This is a genomic window from Microbulbifer sp. SE14 (genome assembly GCF_059834885.1).
Map to the genome: position 1 here is coordinate 50,561 of NZ_JCBAJA010000013.1, position 17,977 is coordinate 68,537.

Below are 17,977 nucleotides of genomic sequence, written 5' to 3' on the forward strand. Positions count from 1 at the left end.
GTCTCTCCCTTACGCCTCTTATGCGGATGCCAGTTCGGCCGCCTCTTCCACGTTCACGGACACCAGTCGTGATACCCCCGGCTCGTGCATGGTCACACCCAGCAGCTGATCGGCCATCTCCATGGCGATCTTGTTGTGGGTAATATAGATGAACTGCACATGCGCGGACATTTCCTTCACCATGCGTGCATAGCGGCCCACGTTGGCGTCGTCCAGCGGTGCGTCCACCTCGTCCAGCATACAGAAGGGCGCCGGGTTCAGGCGGAAGATGGAGAATACCAGGGCGATTGCAGTCAGCGCCTTCTCACCGCCGGATAGCAGGTGAATGGTGCTGTTGCGCTTGCCCGGGGGCCGCGCCATGATCGCGATGCCGGTGTCGAGCAGGTCCTCGCCGGTCAGTTCCAGGTAGGCGTGGCCGCCGCCGAACACCTTCGGGAACAGCTCCTGCAGGCCCGCGTTGACCTGGTCGAAGGTCTCCTTGAAGCGGGTGCGGGTCTCGCGGTCGATCTTCTTGATGGCGTTTTCCAGGGTTTCCAGCGCGTCGGTAAGGTCGCTGTACTGGCGATCCAGGTAGTGCTTGCGCTCGGATTCCTGCTTGTACTCGTCGATGGCCGCCAGGTTGATGGCGCCCAGGCGGGAGATGCGCGCGGCCACCAGTTCCAGTTCCTGCTGCACCTGGGAGATGGTCAGGTCGCCGGGCAGTTCCTCCAGAACCTGCTCCACGTCGTGGTCGGATTCCTTCAGCTGCTCGACAAGGCCGTTGCGCTGCACTTCCAGTGTCTGCGCACCCAGGCGTTCCTGCTCCAGTTGGGCGCGCACGCCCTGCAGGGCAGACTCCACCTTGTGGCGCTCCTGCTCCTGCTGGCGCAGGCCGCTCTCCACCTCCTCCAGTTTCTTGCGCGCCTCGGACAGCTCGGTCTCCACCTCCATGCGCTCGCCCAGCTTCTCCTCCAGTTCCGCCTGGAAATCCTGGGACGGGTCCTGGGTCTCGGCCATCTGCTCCTGCAGCAACTCGCGGCGGCTGCGCAACCGTTCCAGCTGCTCGCGCATGACCTGTAAAGTGCGCTCCAGGGACATCATCTGGGTGCGCACCGACTGCTCGCGCATGGCCAGCTCGTGGGCGCGGTCCTTGTCCTCGCGGGCGCGCTGGCGCGCCGCGTCCAGGGCCTCGCGCAGTTCGTCACGGCGGGCCAGCAGAGTCTCGCGGCGGTCGGAGTCGTCGCTCATGGCCTCGACCGCCTCCTGCAGCAGCAGGCGCGCCTCGGACAGTGACTCGCCCTCCAGCTCCAGCTGCTCGCGCACCTCGGTGATTTCCTGCTCCACGCGGGTGCGGCGCTCGTCCATCTGCTCGGCGCGGGCGCGGCGGGCGGACAGCTGGCTGCGCAGCTCGGACTCGCGGCGGCCCAGTTGCTCGGCTTCACTGCGGGCCTGCTCTATCTCGCGCTCCAGGTCGCCGGCCTTCAGGCGCAGTTCCTCGCGCTGCTCGCTGAGGGTTTCAATCTGCTCTTCGATGGAGGAGATGGACTGCTCCAGCTCCTCCAGTTCCTGCTTGCGCGCCAGCACGCCCGCCTCGGCGTCGGTGGCGCGGCTGACCCGCAGCCAGTTGGGACCCAGCCACAGGCCGTCGCGGGTGACTATGGATTCGTGAGCCTGCAATTGCGCCCGGGCAGAGAGTGCCGCATTCAGGTCTTCCGCCGTATAGATGCCGGAGAGAAGGCCACCCAGGGACTGGGGTCCCTCGACCTGGTCCGCCAGCGCCGGCAGGCTGCCGCCGCTCGCCGCGGAAACACTGCGGCCGTCGATGAATACCGCCTGGCCGCTCTCGAGGCTGGCGAGGCTCTCGCCGAGGCTCTCCAACTGGTCGACGCAGATCGCCTGCAGCTGGGCGCCGAGCACTGTCTCGACGGCCTTTTCCCAGCCCGCTTTTGCGGATACCTGGTCCGCCAGGCGCGGCCTGTCCGCCAGGGCCTGCTGCTGCAGCCAGTTCTCCACCGCTTTGCCCTGCCCCAGCGCCGCCTGTTGCAGCGCCTCCAGGGAGGCCCGGCGGCCCAGGGACGTCTGCAGCTGCAGGCGCAGCTGGTCCAGTTCGCCGGCGACGTCGCGCTCGCGATCGCGCAGCTCGGCCAGGGATTCGCTCTTCCCGGATACCGCCTCGCGGCGCTCGGTGGCCTGCAATTCCAACTCAGCCAACTGCTCGTTCAGCTGCTCGAATTCGCCGTCGTCGCCGCTGTCCTTCAGGCCCGCCTGTTCCGCCTGCAGCTTGTTGATGCGCTCCTGCAGGCGCTGGCGGGAGGTTTCCAGGTGCTGGATGCGGGACTGCTGCACCTCGGCCTTCTGGCGCGAGCCGGAGGCGCCCTGGTTGAACTGGTCCCACTCGTTCTGCCAGTCGCGCATCTGCTCCTCGGCGGACAACAGTGATTGCGCGGACTCCTCCTCGGCGGCCTGCACCATTTCCAGGTCCGGGGTGATCACTTCCAGTTCGGCCTCGAACTGGGCGGCCTTCTCCTGGTCTGTTTCCAGGCTGGTCTCCGCCTCGCGGAACTCCTGCTCGGTCTGCGCCAGGTCGGACTGCAAGCGGGTGTTGCGCTCGCGGGCGTGGGCGATGCTCTGCTCCAGGCGCGCGATATCGGCGCCCACCGCGTAGAAGCGGCCCTGCACCTCGTTGAAGCTGTCGGACAGCTCGTGGTAGCCGACGCGCTTCTGTTCGATATCGGTGTCGCAGCTGACCTGGCGGGTCACCAATTCTTCAACGGTGAGTTCCAGCTCGGAGATCTGGCGCTGCTTGGCCTGGGCCTGGTCGTTCAGGTCGCGGTATTTCAGCGCCTGCAGGTGGGCCTTGTGGGCGCGCTCCTCTTCCTTGAAGCGGCTGTACTTCTCTGCGGCCGCCGCCTGGCGCTCCAGGCGCGACAGCTGGCGGTCCAGTTCGTCGCGGATATCGGTCAGGCGCTCCAGGTTCTCCTTGGTGCGGCGCATGCGGTTTTCGGTATCGCGGCGGCGCTCCTTGTACTTGGAGATACCGGCGGCCTCCTCGATGAAGACCCGCAGCTCCTCCGGCTTGGCCTCGATCAGCTTGGAGATCATGCCCTGCTCGATAATGGCGTAGCTGCGCGGCCCCAGGCCCGTGCCCAGGAAGAGGTCGGTCACGTCGCGGCGGCGACACTTGTCGCCGTTCAGGTAGTAGTTGTTCTGGCCGTCCCGGGTCACCTTGCGCTTGACCGAGATCTCGGCGAAGGCGGCGTAAGCGCCGGCTAGCTTGCCTTCCGAGTTGTCGAACACCAGCTCGATGGAGGCCTGGCCCACCGGCTTGCGGCCGCTGGAGCCGTTGAAGATCACATCGGTCATGGAGTCGCCGCGCAGGTTCTTGGCGGAGGACTCACCCATCACCCAGCGCACCGCGTCGATGGTGTTGGACTTGCCACAGCCGTTGGGGCCAACCACGGCGCTGAGATTGGAGGGGAAATAGACGGTGGTCGGGTCAACGAAGGACTTGAAACCCGCAAGCTTGATGCACTTCAGACGCATGTATTTGTTAACTCGGTATTTGTTCTATGCCGGCAGGCAGCGGCTCACCAAACCGCTAATTGTACATGGGGGCGGCGGGGGTTTCAGCGGAAAATTTCCCGGACTCGGGACTCGGGACTCGGGACTCGGGACTCGAAAGAGTAGCTCCCCTCTCCCGCTTGCGGGAGAGGGGTCGGGGGAGAGGGTGTACAGGCGCACTGCGGAGCCTGAACTTAGCGCGGGCCTGCAGCTCGCGCGGGCGAACACAAGGTTCGCCCCCTACAGAAGAACCCTCTCGTCATTCCGGCGCAGGCCGGAATCCAGGGACCACAGTAATTGGATCCCGGATCAAGACCGGGATGACGCCGGTGGGGCGGTCGTTACAGCTCCCGATCGATGGTGATCGCCTGCGCTTCGCCCCATTCGGCTTTCGGCAGGTCTTCGATCATCCCCTGCCAGTCCCCCGGTGCCGGCCGCGCGTCGCCGTGCACCGCCAGGCGGGCCACCAGCTGCACCGAGTCCACATTGGCGATGGAGCGCCCCGGCATCATCGCCCGGGACTCGTCCAGCACCACCTCCACCGGCAGCTGGTCGGCGGTGAGGCGCACTATGGCCAGAGGCATGGGGCTGTCGGCGCCGCGGGCGTAGATAAATACCGGCGTGCCCGGCTTGGCGGAGACGTCCTCCGCCAGACTCACGCGCACGCGGATCGAGGGGCCGGATGCCGCTTCGCTTTTGGCGACAAGCTGCTGCACCGGCTCGCCGCCGTCCGCCAGTGCCTGCTCGGCCCGGGCCACGCCGGCGGCCAGCGCCTGGGCCGCGGCCGAGTCCGGCTGCAGCTGGTCCAGTGCCCGCTGCCAGTAGTCCCGCGCCGCGCGGAAATCCTCGCGATCGAAGGCGGCTATACCGGCCAGCCCCAGGGCCGTGCCGTTGTCCGGCTGGACCTGCAGCACCTGGTCCACCAGTTGGCGCACCTCGTCATCGATCTTCGAGCCGTTGGCAAAGAAGAGCGCCTGAGCCAGCTCCGCCCTGATGCCGGCCGCCTGGGGCTCGCGCTCGACTACATAGCGGTAGGAATCCACCGCACCCTGAAGGTCGCCGCTCACCATCAGCCGCTGGGCCAGCACATAGCGGCTGGTCAGGTCGTCCGGATGACTCTCGGCGCGCGCCTTCAGTTGACTGGTGATACGCGCCTGGGTTTCGGCGCTGGGGGCACCCCGCTGGCTGGCGAGGATATCCCGGTAGAGCGCCAGGTCGCCGGCATTGCCGGACCAGGCGTAGAGTCCCACCGCGGCCAGCGGCAGCAACAGCGCCAGCCCGACCAGGAGTCCCCGCCCGCTCCCGGAAACCGGGTTCCCGGCGGTGGCCTGCTCCGCCGCCAGCAGGTTGCGGGCCATCTCCGCCTCCAGCTGTGCATACTGTTTGTCGTCGAGGGAGCCGCTCTCCAGCGCCGCCTTCAGTTCTGCCCGCTGTTCGCGGTACAGGGCCGCCAGCGCCGCGCGCTTGTCGGCAGCCCGCTGTTTGCCCGCGCCGCGCAGGGCCGGCCACAGAACCACAAATGCCAGCGGCAGCACCAGCAGCGCCAGGCCTAACCCCAGATCCAACCAGAGATCAGTCATCGCTTTTCTTCCCGCTGCCGGTCAGTCCGTCCACATCGTCCCCCAGCAGCTGCTGCAGCCGCCGGCGCTCGTCATCCGTCAGTTCCGCGCTGGCATCGTCCTGGCGCGCGCCGGTGCCGCTGCGCGAGCGCAGCACTATGGCAATCAGCACCAGCAGGCCGATGGCCGCAAAGATCCCCGGTGCCAGCCACAGCGCCAGGGTGTTGCGCTGCAGCGGGGGACGGTAGAGCACAAAATCCCCGTATCGGGCCACCATGTAGTCGGTAATTTCCCGATCGCTGAAACCCTCCTCCAGCAGCCGGCGTATCTCCCGGCGCAGGTCCGTCGCCACCAGTGAATCGGAACCGGCCAGGTTCTGGTTCTGGCACTTGGGGCAGCGCATCTCCTCGATCAGCACCCGGTAGCGCGCCTGCAGCTCCGGCGAGGACAACTGCTCCGCCTCCACCGCCGCCTGCACGGCCAGTGACAGGCACAGGGCACACAGCGCCGCGGCAATCGGGGCCAGCCAGCTTCTCTTTCTCAGGCTTTGTCTAAGGGGTTGTTTCACGATCATTTGTCCGCCGGAACTTTGCGCGATTATAACAGCGCCACCGCCTCCGCTGACACCTTGCCTGGGCCCGCCCTCGCGCGGCCAGAGCAATGCATGATCCGCTTAACTTATTGAAAGACAAAAATTTTTTCGCGAAAGCGTTGACGGGGCAAAATTTTTCATTAAGATACGCAGCTCCTGACGCGGGGTGGTTAGCTCAGTTGGGAGAGCGGCGGCCTTACAAGCCGTAGGTCACAGGTTCGACCCCTGTACCACCCACCACTTCCCTTTCACCTGCCGGGCAGGATTTTTCAAGGGAAGCAAGGAATGCGGACCGGTAGTTCAGTTGGTTAGAATGCCGGCCTGTCACGCCGGAGGTCGCGGGTTCGAGTCCCGTCCGGTCCGCCATATACAGAAGAGGCCCGCACGAAGGTGCGGGCCTTTTTTGTATGTGTGTTGAAGCTGCAGAAAATTTTTTCGCTTCAGCCTCGCCCCAGACGCAGCGCCAACAGGATCAGGGATACCCCACTCCCCAATACAATCAGGACTCCGGGCAGTCCCGCCAGATTCGCCAACATCTTGATGCCGTCGGCCCCGAGATAAGTGGCGCTGCACCACCCCACCAGCCCGATCACAGAAGCCCACAGCAACTTGACCCCGAAAGGCGACCCCATGTGCTCCGCCGTCACCGATTTCATACAGAGCCCGCCGATCGCATCCGTATTCGAATCCGTCGCCGTAATAAAGGAAATAAAACAGGCAAACACAAAAAACAGGCTGAGCAATGTACTGCCGGGCAGGTAGCTGAACAGCTGGTAGGCCATCGCCGCCAGCCCTTCACTCTGGTAAGCACCGTACAGGGCACCATTGTCCAGATTGTCAAAATACAGCGCCGAACCACCGAAGGCGGAAAACCACAAGATGCCGAATAGCGACGGCAACAGCAGGTTGACCAAAATAAACTGCCGCACCGTATAGCCGCGGGCTATCTTGCCCAGGAACAGGCAGGACAAGGGTGCCCAGGCGAACCAGCTGGCGTAAAAGGCCGTGGTCCACCAGCCGGACCAGCGACTGCCTTCCGGTTCATCGAGGAGCAACTGCCGCGGAAAAAAGTCGACCAGATACTCGAGTAGCGAACGGCTGCCCAGTTCGACGATGAAAACGCCGGGCCCAACCACCAGCAGGTACAGCAACAGCAGCACAAACAACACCGTATTGATCCGGGCGAGCACCTGTATGCCCTGGCGCAAGCCGCTGGCAGCAGAGAGCAGCGCCACGGCGACAATAAAGCCGGCAGTGGCTGCATAGACGGCGGGCGATTTGGGAATCGCGAACAGGTATTGCAGGCCATCGCCGATCAGCAGCAGGCCTGCACTCAATACGGCGGACATGCCCACCACCACCGCAAACAACACCAGCCCGTCGACCAGCTGTGCAACCGGTTCACTCAAGTGCCTGCCCAGCAGGGGGCGCAATAGTGAGCCCACGGAAAAGCCGTAACCGCAGTTGTAAAAACCCAGTGCAAAGGTGAGCGCGGCGACGGTATAGATCGCATAGGGCGCCAGCGTCCAGTGCACGAAAACGGTGGACATGGAAAATGTCATTGCCGCAGCACTGCCCGGCGCTATATCAATGAACGCCGGCGGCTCGCGAAAGTGCACCACCGGCTCGGCCACCGCCCAGAACAGGATGCCCATGGCGATAACCGTGGTCAGCGATACCGCGAACCAGCGAAACGGTGAGTAGATGGGTGTGGCCCCTGCCCCGCCTATACGCAATCGCCCGAGTGGAGAGAGGTACACATAGACACACAGAGCCAGCAACGCAACGGCGGAGTAGAGAAACAGTGCGGAGAAGTTGTCGATAATGGCGGAATTGATCGACGTAGTGATAGCGACAAACTGCCGCTCATCCGCGCCGGTAAATGCCAGCACCAGCAGTATGCCGATCAGCGCAGGCCAGAAGGTGATGGGCTTCAGCCGATTTGTTGCTCCGTCGGGAAAGTCGATGGCTCCAGCCCTCCTGCGCCGCCTCGCCGCCTCGCCGCCGTTATGGCACGCCTTGTCTATTCTTGCCCCAACCTTTTCCCAAAAGTATCGCCATGTGCCGACAGGGGCAAGCCCGTACAGGTTTCCATCGCCTTCGCCGGACCCGACCATGTGCTTGACTCCTTCCCATGCGTCCCCATAACGATGAACAAACCACCAGGAATCCCGCCATGCCCACCGTCGCACTGAACCGTTACTGCCACTGCATTACCCTCGACCGGGGCGCCCTGGACGCGCAACTGCGCCAGTCGCTGCGCCAACAGAGTCTCTCCCCCGATCCCCTGCCCGGACACGAGCAGCTGTTTGCGCCCTACGGCGTGTTTATCAACGGCGCCCAGCAAAAGGCGATGGCGGCAACTGTACGCGCCGTGGAGCGGGTGATCAGTCTCCCCGCCTTCGCCGAGCAGATCCGGGACCTGGATCAATACCCCGACCAGGGCACCCGCGGCCTGTTCACCGGTTTCGACTTCCACCCGACGGCGGACGGGGCCAGCCTGATCGAAATCAACACCAACGCCGGCGGCGCCTTCCTCAGCGCACTGATGACCCACAGCCAGCACTTCTGTTGCGACCCCGTGCGCGACTACCTGGGCGACTGGCAGCTGGAGCGTGTGCTCGGCCGCTTCGAGGCCATGTTCCGCAGCGAGTGGCGGCTGGCGCGAGGCGAGCAGCCACTCGAAAGCGTGCTGATTGTCGACGAGGCGCCCCAGCAGCAGTACCTGTATCCGGAGTTCCTGCTGTTCCGCAACTGGCTCCGCGATCTGGGCATCGAATGCGAGATCGCCGCACCGGAACAACTTGTATTCGACGGCAACAGCCTGCGCTTCGACGGCCGGGCATTCGATCTCGTCTACAACCGCCTCACGGATTTCCCCCTGAGCGATCCTGAAAACCGCCCGGTGCGCGACACCTACCTGGCAGATGCCGCCGTGGTCACCCCGAACCCGCGCCACCACCTGCTGTACGCCAACAAGCGCAACCTGATTTTCCTCAGCGACGATCAATTGCTGGAGGATATGGGCGTTGACACGGAAACCCTCTCGGCGCTACGGAAATCAATACCGGAGGCAGTGGCACTCACTGCCGACAATGCCGAGGAGTTATGGGCGCGGCGCAAGCACTACTTTTTCAAACCCTACAGCGGCTACGGCAGCAAGGCCGCCTACCGCGGCGACAAGATAACCCGCGGCGTGTGGCAGCAACTGCTGGAGAAGGGCGACTACCTGGCCCAGGCCTATGTGCCGGCGGCGCAGCGCTACCTGGACGCGGAAGGAAAGCCGCTAAAATTCGACGTGCGCACCTATGTTTACGGCGGAGAGCAATTGCTCACTGCGCCCGCCTGTACCAGGGGCAGACCACCAATTTCCGCACCGCGGGCGGCGGCTTTGCGGCCGCGTTTGGTCCGGCGCGGAAACTTGACTGACCGATGGACGGACTTGGTCAGTTCAGTATTCGCAACTGAATGACCCGTCTTCCTCGAGAAAGTGCAATCCGGAGATACGCAGCTCCGGAATGGGATGCGGCCAGCTTTCAAAGGCTCCGCCCGCGGCGACAACAGGGCAGCTGCTGGTCTGGTGCAGATTGCCGGCGAAGTCGACCATGTCGATATGGTATTTCAGCGGCTGATCGAAGGGATTCTTAACAGAGAGCATCATCCCGAGACCACCCCCTGGCTGGGTAAATTCCAAAGTCAGGGTGCGCTCGGCATCGGCGACCTGATCGACTCGACGAATGCCTCCAATTTCACCATCGACCACAGCGACCTCAATGTAGAGCTTTTCCCCGGGAAGCACCGATATTGAACGCCCTTGCACCACAGGCCAGAACAAGGGCAGGGTTTCATTGATCTCCTCCCGCTCTGTACGCAGGCTCACCTGCACGTTGCGGCGGCATTCGCTGACCGCACAGAAATCCTGCAGTGTGATAGTGTCATCCGCCGGATTGGATTGCTCCTTGATATCAGCGGAGCCGCAGGCGGACAGCAAAAGACAGGTGGCCACCAAGGTCCTGGTATTTGAGCATTTCTTCATCAACTGAATCCTTATCCGCTTGTCCGTGCGGCAACTGGTATAAACTGGCAAACCAATGACTGCTATAGGGTTTTCTGCACTGTTTCTGCTTCGCGGTCTTCACTTCGCAAAGCTTCGATGTTGCGGCCCCGTCGCATAACCGACCAGGACCATCGCGACAACAACAAAAAGTATTCTCATGATTGCTCTACAGTATATGCGGATATGATTCGCAACAACGATTTTCTGTTTACTGAATGCGTCAGCTACTGAGCGCAGAGATACCGACAGAAAACAGGATATCCACCACCATTGCCACGACAAATACCACAGCTCCATAACCGCAGGCACTTTTCCAGCTGAACTCATACTGGAGGCGCAGCATCAGGGTGGGCACTATGAAATATAGGGAGACCAGCGGCAGCAGGAACTGCTGGGGTAGCCCGGCGAAGCCGAATCCCAGTGTAGCGAGGAACAGCAGCAGAGCCGGCGCAAGCACAAAAGTGATTGAAGTAAAGCCGTCAAGGCCGCGGTCCTTACCTCGCTCCAGGAAATTGAACAGGCCGTATATCACACCCCCGGCTATCAGTGCCTGTAACATATCCCCCCCAAACAGTTGTCTTTATCTTTGAACGACAGACCAAAATTTGGCCAAACAGGCTTTACATACTCAGTTTATATAGAATTAATCCGGTCTGAGGAAGCAAATTCTATCAAAGCGCATAGACTGAATGAGGAATGGAGCAAATGGCCAACGCGGGCGGGAGTTCGATCAATGAACAGGCACTGATACCCGCACCCCGGTAGTTCGGGTGGCTGGAATATCGGCCTGTTACGGCGGAGGTTGCCGACTCGAATCGCGTCCGGTCCAAATAAGAACGAAAGCCCGCATTAAGCGGGCTCAGTCAGCCGGCAAAGTCCGGCAGCCAGAACTGAAGGAGCCAACTACTCCTCACCAAAAACTTGCCCGATCAGCACACTCCCCCGCGCAACGGGATCCTTGCGGATCAACGCTTCCTCTTCGCCAATACGACTGAACAGTGTCGCCATGCTGCTGTCGATCACATGCCGCTCCAGATCCATGCTGGGCTTGTTGGCGATCGGCAATTGATCGTAGACCGCCAGCATACTCTTGTACTGGTCATAGAAGCCGGTCTTGCGCAGGTTCGCCTCCACAATCGGCTGGTAGCGCTGGCGCAGTGCGCCTTCGGTCTGCCCCCGGAAGTAGTCGGTTGCGGCGGTATCACCGCCGCGGATAATGCCCAGGGCATCAGTGACCGTCATGCCGGTAATCGCCTGTTTGAACACCGGCGCCGCCTCGGCCACCGCCTGTTCCGCGCCGCGATTCATCGCGATTTCCAGCTTGTCCACATAGCTGCCGAAACCGAACTGGCGCAGGCTGTCGACCACCGGCCGGGCCGCTGCCGGGAGCCGCAGGTGAAACGCGCCCGCCTGCGACAGCCCGGTGCTGGCGCGGTCTGTGCTGGTGTACAGGACATCCTTGATGCCCCTGGCGAGCCGGGAATCAGTATCGTAGCCGGCATTTTTGGCCACCTGGTTGCCCACATCGATCCAGGGCGAAACAGCCTCCATATTCTGGCAGCCCGCCAGCGCCAACACCCCTGCCAGTATCCAACATTGTTTCATGGAAGATCTCCCAGGTTTCAGATGCGCCAATATTACCGCACCTTTTGCAGTCAGACAGTGACAAACTTCCCGCTCAAGGGGCACGATCCGAGTTGACCGAGTCAATTTTTTCATTAAGATACGCAGCCCCTGACATGGGTGGTTAGCTCAGTTGGGAGAGCGGCGGCCTTACAAGCCGTAGGTCACAGGTTCGACCCCTGTACCACCCACCACTCCCCGAGAGGGGGTGCACCTACCGCGGACCGGTAGTTCAGTTGGTTAGAATGCCGGCCTGTCACGCCGGAGGTCGCGGGTTCGAGTCCCGTCCGGTCCGCCATATACGAGAAAGCCCCACTCACAAGAGTGGGGCTTTTTATATAACGAGAACTCTGCTCGATAAAATCGTCAGAAACTCTTTATATTTAACCATTTTTACAATCAACAGCTCTTATCATTTTACTCACCTCACTAATAATCGACTATTTTAATTCCACATTTTTTATTCAAGATTTTCTTGAAATTTTCTTCACTGGTCAGGCTTAATAAAGCTCCATTAGATATCATATCTAAAAACCATGTAGAGTTCGTCGCGACAAAAATATCCTTCCAATCATTTGGGTTGAATTTTTCCAAAGAAACTTCCCCCCCCATGAGGCCGTGACCTCTCCCCTCCTTCATTAAGATTTTTCTCTGATTGAATGAATAGGCAATCAGTTTGGGCCATTCACTGCTATGGGGTTGAGATGGATCACTTTTGTCAACATTTGCCATTAGATAATATTTCTCAGTCACCACTGTTCTTTCTTCCAAATATTGCTTCCACGTTGAGCCAATCACCCCCAGAAGCAGAATAGATCATCGATCATCTCTTTCTCATCTTCACTAAATGGGAAGTAATCTGAAAAATCCTTTCTGTATTTCATCAATCGTCCGTGTATATATCTAAATCCGATTCTATTGGCGGCCCTGCACTCGCTTAAGTGATATAAAATCTCATCAAGTGTGTTTTTATCTCTAATGTGTTCTTTAAAAAAACTTCTAAATCGTCGAGTGCTGTACTGCATGGATAATCAACTCTGCTGCCGGCTTTTCTCGGCGCTCTGGGTGTCCTTTTCACTTTTTCGAAGAGCTCAAAAAAACCTAAGATTTAGGATGCTGAAAGTTTTTAATGTTCCTGTCAGCGTATGCACTTATTTTTTCTCTAACTTTAGCCGCCATGGAAGCAGCGCCGCCTTTATTGAGCTCTTCTATTTCTTCTTTTTTTAGCTGCAATGTTATTTCATACATAGCACTGGTCCCACACAATACAGACATTATTATTTTATCTCCATCCTGATATAGTGTGTAATTCCATGGCTCTTCAGAAATCTTCTTTAGCATCATTAAATACCACTTTCTGTATACATATTTTTCGGAATCTTATCGACAATTGCTTCTGAATAGCCCGTAGGAAGATGACCTCCTGCCAGCCATTCTTCATTGGCCCCAAATTCATTTCCGCTGGGCATTCGGAGATTTAGTGACCTTGGATCGGAAATATCAATACGCTTTAAAGTTCGGCCTTCCCAGGCTCCTTTGGGAATCCCAAGCTCCCTTTCTATATATGAAACATCACCACCAGCCCTTCTGAGCAAATCATTCATTTCCTCAGCACTCATTACAAATTGAGTATTATCAGGGCAACCCAATACATCACGTCCAAATCTGTCAAGAATATCTTCTGGTACAAGATAAGAAGCACCAGATTCAAATTTTTGAAGATGGGCTTCAATGTACGAAGTGGGCAAGTACGTAGATGGATTCGGCCTGCTCCCTTTGGCCGAATTCTGAGCAGCCGTCACTTTTTTGTAACTGTCAGCAGCTTCAGTACTACTTGCAAAATGGCCCTTGGTACGTTTTTGGAAGGTGTTCCAAGAGTTCTCTTTACATGTTAAGCCGTATGGATCTACCCAACCAATAGGGTTAGGAGCATACCGATAGGAGTTAACTCCACCCAATAGCCCAACAAGGTCTTGGCTTATAAATGCTCCAATCTTCGGATCATAATACCGAAACCGATTGTAATGCAGCCCGGTCTCCTCATCGAAGTACTGCCCCTGAAACCGAATCGGCTGTTCGACAGCATCGCAATGCGCAAGCGCCACATTGCCATAGGTCCGGTAGCTGACACTCCAGACCACCTCACCATTGCCGTCCGTCAATGCATCCGGCGTACCCAGGTGATCCAGGTGGTAGTGATAGACCTTCCCCTCTTCGCTTAAGGCGACGGGCTTGAAGCTGCCCGGCTCGAAGTAGTAGGTACGCGACTTCAGGTCCTGCCCCGTTTGGGTATCGCGAGCCGTCTCCCGCAGCAGTACATCGCCGTCCCAGAGGAAGTCGATGCGCCTGCCGGAATCCCGCTTGCGTATGCGCCGGCCCAAGGGGTCGTACTGATAGAGCGTCTCCCGCTGGAGCCGCTCTTCCCCGCCCTGCTCCACCTTCAGCTGCTCGACGCGCACCAGCTGTTGGCGGCTGTTGTAGTGGTAGCGGGTCTGCAGCTTCTGGTCCTTGCCCCTGAGGGCGGCGATGCGGTTGCCGTGGACGTCGTAGCGGTAGTGGGTGTCGCCGCGGAAGGCGAGGCGGTTGCCGCTGACCTCTGTCGCGCCGGCCTGTTGCTGGGCCTCTTCCGCGGAGCCGGCGGCGGCGAGGATATTGTGGGCCGGGTCGTGGACGAAGTGTTCGGGGTTGGGGCCCTCCACCTGGGTGAGGCGGTCGAGGGCGTCGTAGTGGTATTTGCGGGTGCCGCGCAGGCTGTCCTCTATCTGTGCCAGCTGGCCGGCGGCGTTGTACTGATAGCCGCGTTCGTGCAGCAGCGCCCGCGGCGTATTTTCGGGCACGGGATCTTCGACCGGGCCGGCGGCCTTGCCCAGGCGCATTTTCTGCAGGCGGCCCTGGGGATCGTAGTCGCGCTCGCCGACCAGGCCGTTGCCGTGCTGGCGGTGGATCTCGCGGCCCAGCTCATCGCGCGCAATTGAGGTGAGCAATTGCTCCGCGTCGGCACCGGCGGGGCGGCGGTGCAGGCTTTCGAACTGGCCGGCGGGGTTGAATGCGAACTTCAGCACTTCGCCATCGGGCAACGTGGTGGCGGTGCGGTGGCCGGCGGCGTCGTAGCTGTGGCTTATTTTGGCCTGGTCCTGCCAGTCGGCGGTGACGCGGCCGCAGGCGTCGTACTCCCAGCGCAGTTTGCGGTGGGCGTTTTCCGCCTCGACCATCTGGCCGGCGCGGTTGTAACGGAAACTGGTGGCGCCGTCCGGCGTGACTTCCTGCAGCAGCCGCCCGAAAGCATCGCGTTCGAAGACGGTGTCTATGCCCTTACCGCTGTCCGGATCGGTGACGGCGCGGCTGCTGACCAGGTGGCCGGCGCGGTTGTAGGCGTAGCGGGTGACGCGGCCGTCGAAGCCCACTTCCTCGACCAGGCGCTCGGCCCGGTCGTATTTGAGGGTGTAGCGCTCACCCTTCTCGTTGGTGAGGCCGACCAGGTTGCGCTCGCCGTCGTAGCGATACTCGAGGCGGCTGCCGTCGGGGTTGGTGCGCGCCCTGACCTGGCTGAGGCCGTCGTATTCGTAGCGGGTGCTGCGGCCCTCGGCGTCGATGATTTCCGTTACCAGGCCCTGGGGGTTGTAGCGGTACTGGGTGCGGGTGCCGTCCGGGGCGGTGACTGCGCTGATGCGGTCCTGGGCGTCGTAATCGTAGCGGGTGCTTTGGCTGGGGCCGTGCTGGACCTCCACCAGGCGCTGGGCGCCGTCGTAGCGGTAGTGCCGGGCGCGGCCCATGGGGTCGTGCACCGCCGTGAGTTTGCCCTGTGGGTTCCACAGGTAGCGGGTGGCGTTGCCGAGGGGATCGGTAACGCTGCCCACCAGGCCGATGGGGTTGTAGCTGTATTTTGTCGCGTGGCCGAGGGGATCGATGCTTTCGGTGATCTGGCCGCTTTTGTTGTAGCGGCGTTGCCAGGAGTAGCCGGCGGGGTTGGTGATTTTCTCCGGCAGGCCCTCGGCGTTGTATTCGATGCGGTGCTCGCCGCCCGCCGCATCGATCTTTTTGATCAGGCGGCCGTGGCTGTCGTACTCGTAGCACTCCTCGCGCTCCACACCTTCGTCGCCGGGCAGCTGGACCCTGGTCAGCTGTCCCAGCTGGTTGTAGCTGTAGAGGGTTTCACCCCCTTCCGGGTCGCGGTGGTAGATGGGCAGGGCGCGTTCGTTGAAGCGGTAGCGCTCCACACCTCCGCGGGTGTCGGTGACGGTGACGCCCCTGCCGTCGTCGTCCCAGTCGAACTGGTAGCTGTAGGTGGCCTGGCCGTCGATGGGGTCGCCCCACTGGCGCAGGCAGCGGGCTCCGGGACCCTCGGCGTCCCACTCGAAGTGGAAGCTGTAGCCGCTCTTCAGGGTCCGCTGTTTGATGACGTGTTTGTGGTATTGGTAGCGCTCGCTGTGACCGTCGGCATCAGAGGCTTCGATCAGGTCGCCTTCGTCGCTGTATTGGTAGCTGGCCAGGGTTGCGATGCGGCCGTCGCGGGTCTCCTTTTTCAGTTCGCCGATGCGATCGCCGGCGGGACTGATATGCAGCGCCTCGCCGAGGCTGCTCTCGACGCAGATCAGGCGCCCGTCGATATAGTGGAAGAGATAACCGTTGCCATAGCCATCGCGGATTTCCGCCAGGTCCAGGTATTCGGAGAAGGGGTCGGCGGCCTTGAAGTGTTTCTGCACGCCATTGGGCGCGCCGTAGGGCGCAATCACCCAGTGCTCGTCGGTGATACGGGTTAGGCTGAGCCGCTCCACCACATTGTGGCTGCGGCCGCTGGCGCCGGGCACCGGCAGCGCTATGACGCGGCCCTCGGCGTCGTGGAAGTGCAGCGGCCTGCCCTTGCCGCGGTACTCCAGGCGCTCGCAGAGGGTGTGGGTCCAGCCGCAACCCAGGCCGAAATCCTTCGGGTTGCTGCTGCGATAGGTGCGCGCCACGGTTAATGGCAGCGGGCCGTCCAGCACCGCGTCCACCAGGGTCAGGCGCTCCTCGCCGGTCTTCAGGTTGATGGGCTCGCCGCCCTCCAGGGCATTGGCGTTGCTCTGGCTGGTTTCGCCATTCTGGTTGCTGCCGGTCTCGCTGTTGGTCTTGTCCGCCTCGGTGGGGCCGGTTGATTCGGCCGGGCCCTGCGAATCGCTGTCTGCGCCGGCGCTGTCGGTGCTGACGGAATCCGACTTTCGCGCCGGCGCGCTGGTCGCCGCCTGCTGGGGGGCGGGCGCATCGACGGATTCCAGGTCGGCAAACTTTGCGCCCTGGGCCTGGGCGCCGCGGGTCCTGGCCAGGGCCAGGCGCTGCTTCTGGCCCTTGGCGAACTCGATCATCAGCTCGCCGACCGCCTTGAAGCGGCTGAGCAGGCGGGTGTTCTTGGCCATATTGGCCACGGCGCCGACGCCGCCGGTGAAGGCCGCCAGCACTATGGTGAGGATGATTTCAAATACTCCGCCGCCGGCCAGCTCGGTGAGTTCCAGGCTGTGCTGGGCCTTGACATAGTCCCTGGCGAACTGGGTGACGGCACCGCGCAGGGCGGGTTCGTCGTAGATCAGCTGGGCGATCTCGAAGGCCTGCTCCAGCTGCTCCGCAGAAATCTTTGCGGGGTCGAAGCCCAGCACATCGACGACCTCCCTGTGCACCCGGGACAGGTGCTCGCGGGCGGACTGCTCCAGGGGCTTGTCGTGGAGGGCGTAGTCGACGGCGGCGGAGGCCGCCGCACTGGCCTGGCGCAGAGGGTTGATCAGCACCGCCACCTCGAGCACATCCTTGGTCCACACCGCCAGGTCCCAGGCGGCACTGCCGAGGCCGGCGGCGCCGCGCTCAATATAGGCACCCACCTTTTCCAGCGCGTTGCGCTGTTCGTGCTCTTTCTGGATACGCGCCGCCTCGGCCCGCTCTTCGGCGATGATCTGCTGTAGGCCCATGCGGATTTTCGGCAGCAGCAGGGACTGGCGCTCCGCCAGGTCGTCTTCGCCCAGCGGGTTTTCCTCGATAATCAGGCGATTGTCGAGCAGGGCCAGGTAGATCTTCTTCTGACGCTCACTCAGGTGGCCCGGTGCGCCGGTGTGGGGATCGAGCAGGGTGCGGCTTTCGAATTCGCGGCGACTGCCGGGCGCGAAGGGATCGGGAAGCGGGGTCTCGAAGGCGAGAAACTGATCGTATATCTGCTCCAGAACTTCGTCGTCGAAACTTTCGAGCAAGTGGAGGGCGTTGACGTTTTGGGGAATTCCCGCCTGGTACGCCCATCCCATTCTGACCCGATAGCGAGCGCCGCGACGATTCTCAACATTCAATTGCATCGACAATCCCTTAACCTGTTCCGCACATCTTCCGTGAAGGACAAAATTCTAAAGCAAGTGGAAATTGCAGCAAAGGTAAGCGCTGTGATCCATTGCGAAAAAAACGGAAATTAAAAGCCGGACAGACACGGAAATCCTTGTGCAGAAAAACCCGGCAGTTTTCGATTTTTTTTGATTTATTTGCCTGAAGAGTTGCCGCCCGGGTTTCCGGGATTTTTCCGGCGGAGCCACTACCGAACGGTTTTTTCAGGCAACGACTAATTCGGCGGCAGCCCGGCGCCGGGAGGGAGAGTAACAG

11 protein-coding genes and 4 tRNA genes are annotated in these 17,977 nt (G+C 61.1%); 5 read left to right on the plus strand and 10 right to left on the minus strand.

Annotated features, from left to right (window positions below; translation table 11 throughout):
- Positions 1-18 precede the first annotated feature (18 nt).
- The 3 genes from smc to AC6R19_RS10930 all read right to left on the minus strand — a co-directional run bounded on the left by smc (position 19) and on the right by AC6R19_RS10930 (position 5,667).
- A complete protein-coding gene (smc, locus tag AC6R19_RS10920) occupies positions 19-3,522 on the minus strand; it encodes a chromosome segregation protein SMC (protein ID WP_500579855.1) in 3,504 nt (1,167 codons plus the stop codon).
- Between the two features lie 359 nt (positions 3,523-3,881).
- Positions 3,882-5,120 carry a c-type cytochrome biogenesis protein CcmI gene (ccmI, locus tag AC6R19_RS10925; RefSeq protein WP_500579856.1) on the minus strand — a complete coding sequence of 413 codons (1,239 nt, stop codon included), beginning with the start codon at positions 5,118-5,120 and terminating at the stop codon, positions 3,882-3,884.
- On the minus strand, positions 5,113-5,667 hold the full coding sequence (locus AC6R19_RS10930) for a cytochrome c-type biogenesis protein (protein ID WP_500579857.1): 555 nt from the start codon (positions 5,665-5,667) through the stop codon (positions 5,113-5,115). The genes ccmI and AC6R19_RS10930 overlap by 8 nt, the downstream gene beginning before the upstream one ends.
- A 188-nt stretch (positions 5,668-5,855) precedes the next feature.
- Between AC6R19_RS10930 and AC6R19_RS10935 the strand changes: the two genes are divergently transcribed.
- Both AC6R19_RS10935 and AC6R19_RS10940 read left to right on the plus strand, forming a co-directional pair.
- Positions 5,856-5,931 (plus strand) — tRNA-Val (locus AC6R19_RS10935).
- Between the two features lie 49 nt (positions 5,932-5,980).
- Positions 5,981-6,057: transfer RNA gene (locus AC6R19_RS10940), tRNA-Asp, on the plus strand.
- A 74-nt stretch (positions 6,058-6,131) separates the two neighbouring features.
- Here the strand turns inward: AC6R19_RS10940 and AC6R19_RS10945 are convergent.
- Positions 6,132-7,808: a BCCT family transporter gene (locus AC6R19_RS10945; RefSeq protein ID WP_500579858.1), complete on the minus strand. Its 1,677-nt coding sequence runs from the start codon at positions 7,806-7,808 to the stop codon at positions 6,132-6,134.
- A 59-nt stretch (positions 7,809-7,867) separates the two neighbouring features.
- Here AC6R19_RS10945 and AC6R19_RS10950 point away from each other — a divergent pair, with 59 nt between their 5' ends.
- Positions 7,868-9,163: a hypothetical protein gene (locus tag AC6R19_RS10950; protein ID WP_500579859.1), complete on the plus strand. Its 1,296-nt coding sequence runs from the start codon at positions 7,868-7,870 to the stop codon at positions 9,161-9,163.
- Here the strand turns inward: AC6R19_RS10950 and AC6R19_RS10955 are convergent.
- The 3 genes from AC6R19_RS10955 to AC6R19_RS10965 form a co-directional block, all read right to left on the minus strand.
- Positions 9,143-9,727 carry a hypothetical protein gene (locus AC6R19_RS10955; RefSeq protein WP_500579860.1) on the minus strand — a complete coding sequence of 195 codons (585 nt, stop codon included), beginning with the start codon at positions 9,725-9,727 and terminating at the stop codon, positions 9,143-9,145. The two genes, AC6R19_RS10950 and AC6R19_RS10955, sit on opposite strands and share 21 nt — an antisense overlap.
- Before the next feature lie 241 nt (positions 9,728-9,968).
- Positions 9,969-10,307, minus strand: a complete 339-nt coding sequence (locus AC6R19_RS10960; RefSeq protein WP_500579861.1) for a hypothetical protein — start codon at positions 10,305-10,307, stop codon at positions 9,969-9,971.
- A 344-nt stretch (positions 10,308-10,651) separates the two neighbouring features.
- Positions 10,652-11,353: a DUF4197 domain-containing protein gene (locus tag AC6R19_RS10965; RefSeq protein ID WP_500579862.1), complete on the minus strand. Its 702-nt coding sequence runs from the start codon at positions 11,351-11,353 to the stop codon at positions 10,652-10,654.
- Positions 11,354-11,489: 136 nt separating this feature from the next.
- On the opposite strand from AC6R19_RS10965, the gene AC6R19_RS10970 reads away from it, so the two are divergent.
- Positions 11,490-11,565, plus strand: a tRNA-Val gene (locus tag AC6R19_RS10970).
- A 27-nt stretch (positions 11,566-11,592) separates the two neighbouring features.
- Positions 11,593-11,669: transfer RNA gene (locus AC6R19_RS10975), tRNA-Asp, on the plus strand.
- A 131-nt stretch (positions 11,670-11,800) separates the two neighbouring features.
- On the opposite strand, the gene AC6R19_RS10980 is transcribed toward AC6R19_RS10975, so the two are convergent.
- The 3 genes from AC6R19_RS10980 to AC6R19_RS10990 all read right to left on the minus strand — a co-directional run bounded on the left by AC6R19_RS10980 (position 11,801) and on the right by AC6R19_RS10990 (position 17,679).
- Positions 11,801-12,142: a hypothetical protein gene (locus AC6R19_RS10980; protein ID WP_500579863.1), complete on the minus strand. Its 342-nt coding sequence runs from the start codon at positions 12,140-12,142 to the stop codon at positions 11,801-11,803.
- Positions 12,143-12,472: 330 nt separating this feature from the next.
- Positions 12,473-12,715 carry a hypothetical protein gene (locus AC6R19_RS10985; protein WP_500579864.1) on the minus strand — a complete coding sequence of 81 codons (243 nt, stop codon included), beginning with the start codon at positions 12,713-12,715 and terminating at the stop codon, positions 12,473-12,475.
- Positions 12,715-17,679, minus strand: coding sequence for an RHS repeat-associated core domain-containing protein (locus AC6R19_RS10990; protein WP_500579865.1), 4,965 nt, complete (start codon positions 17,677-17,679; stop codon positions 12,715-12,717). Before AC6R19_RS10990 ends, AC6R19_RS10985 begins: the two co-directional genes overlap by 1 nt.
- Positions 17,680-17,977: the final 298 nt, after the last annotated feature.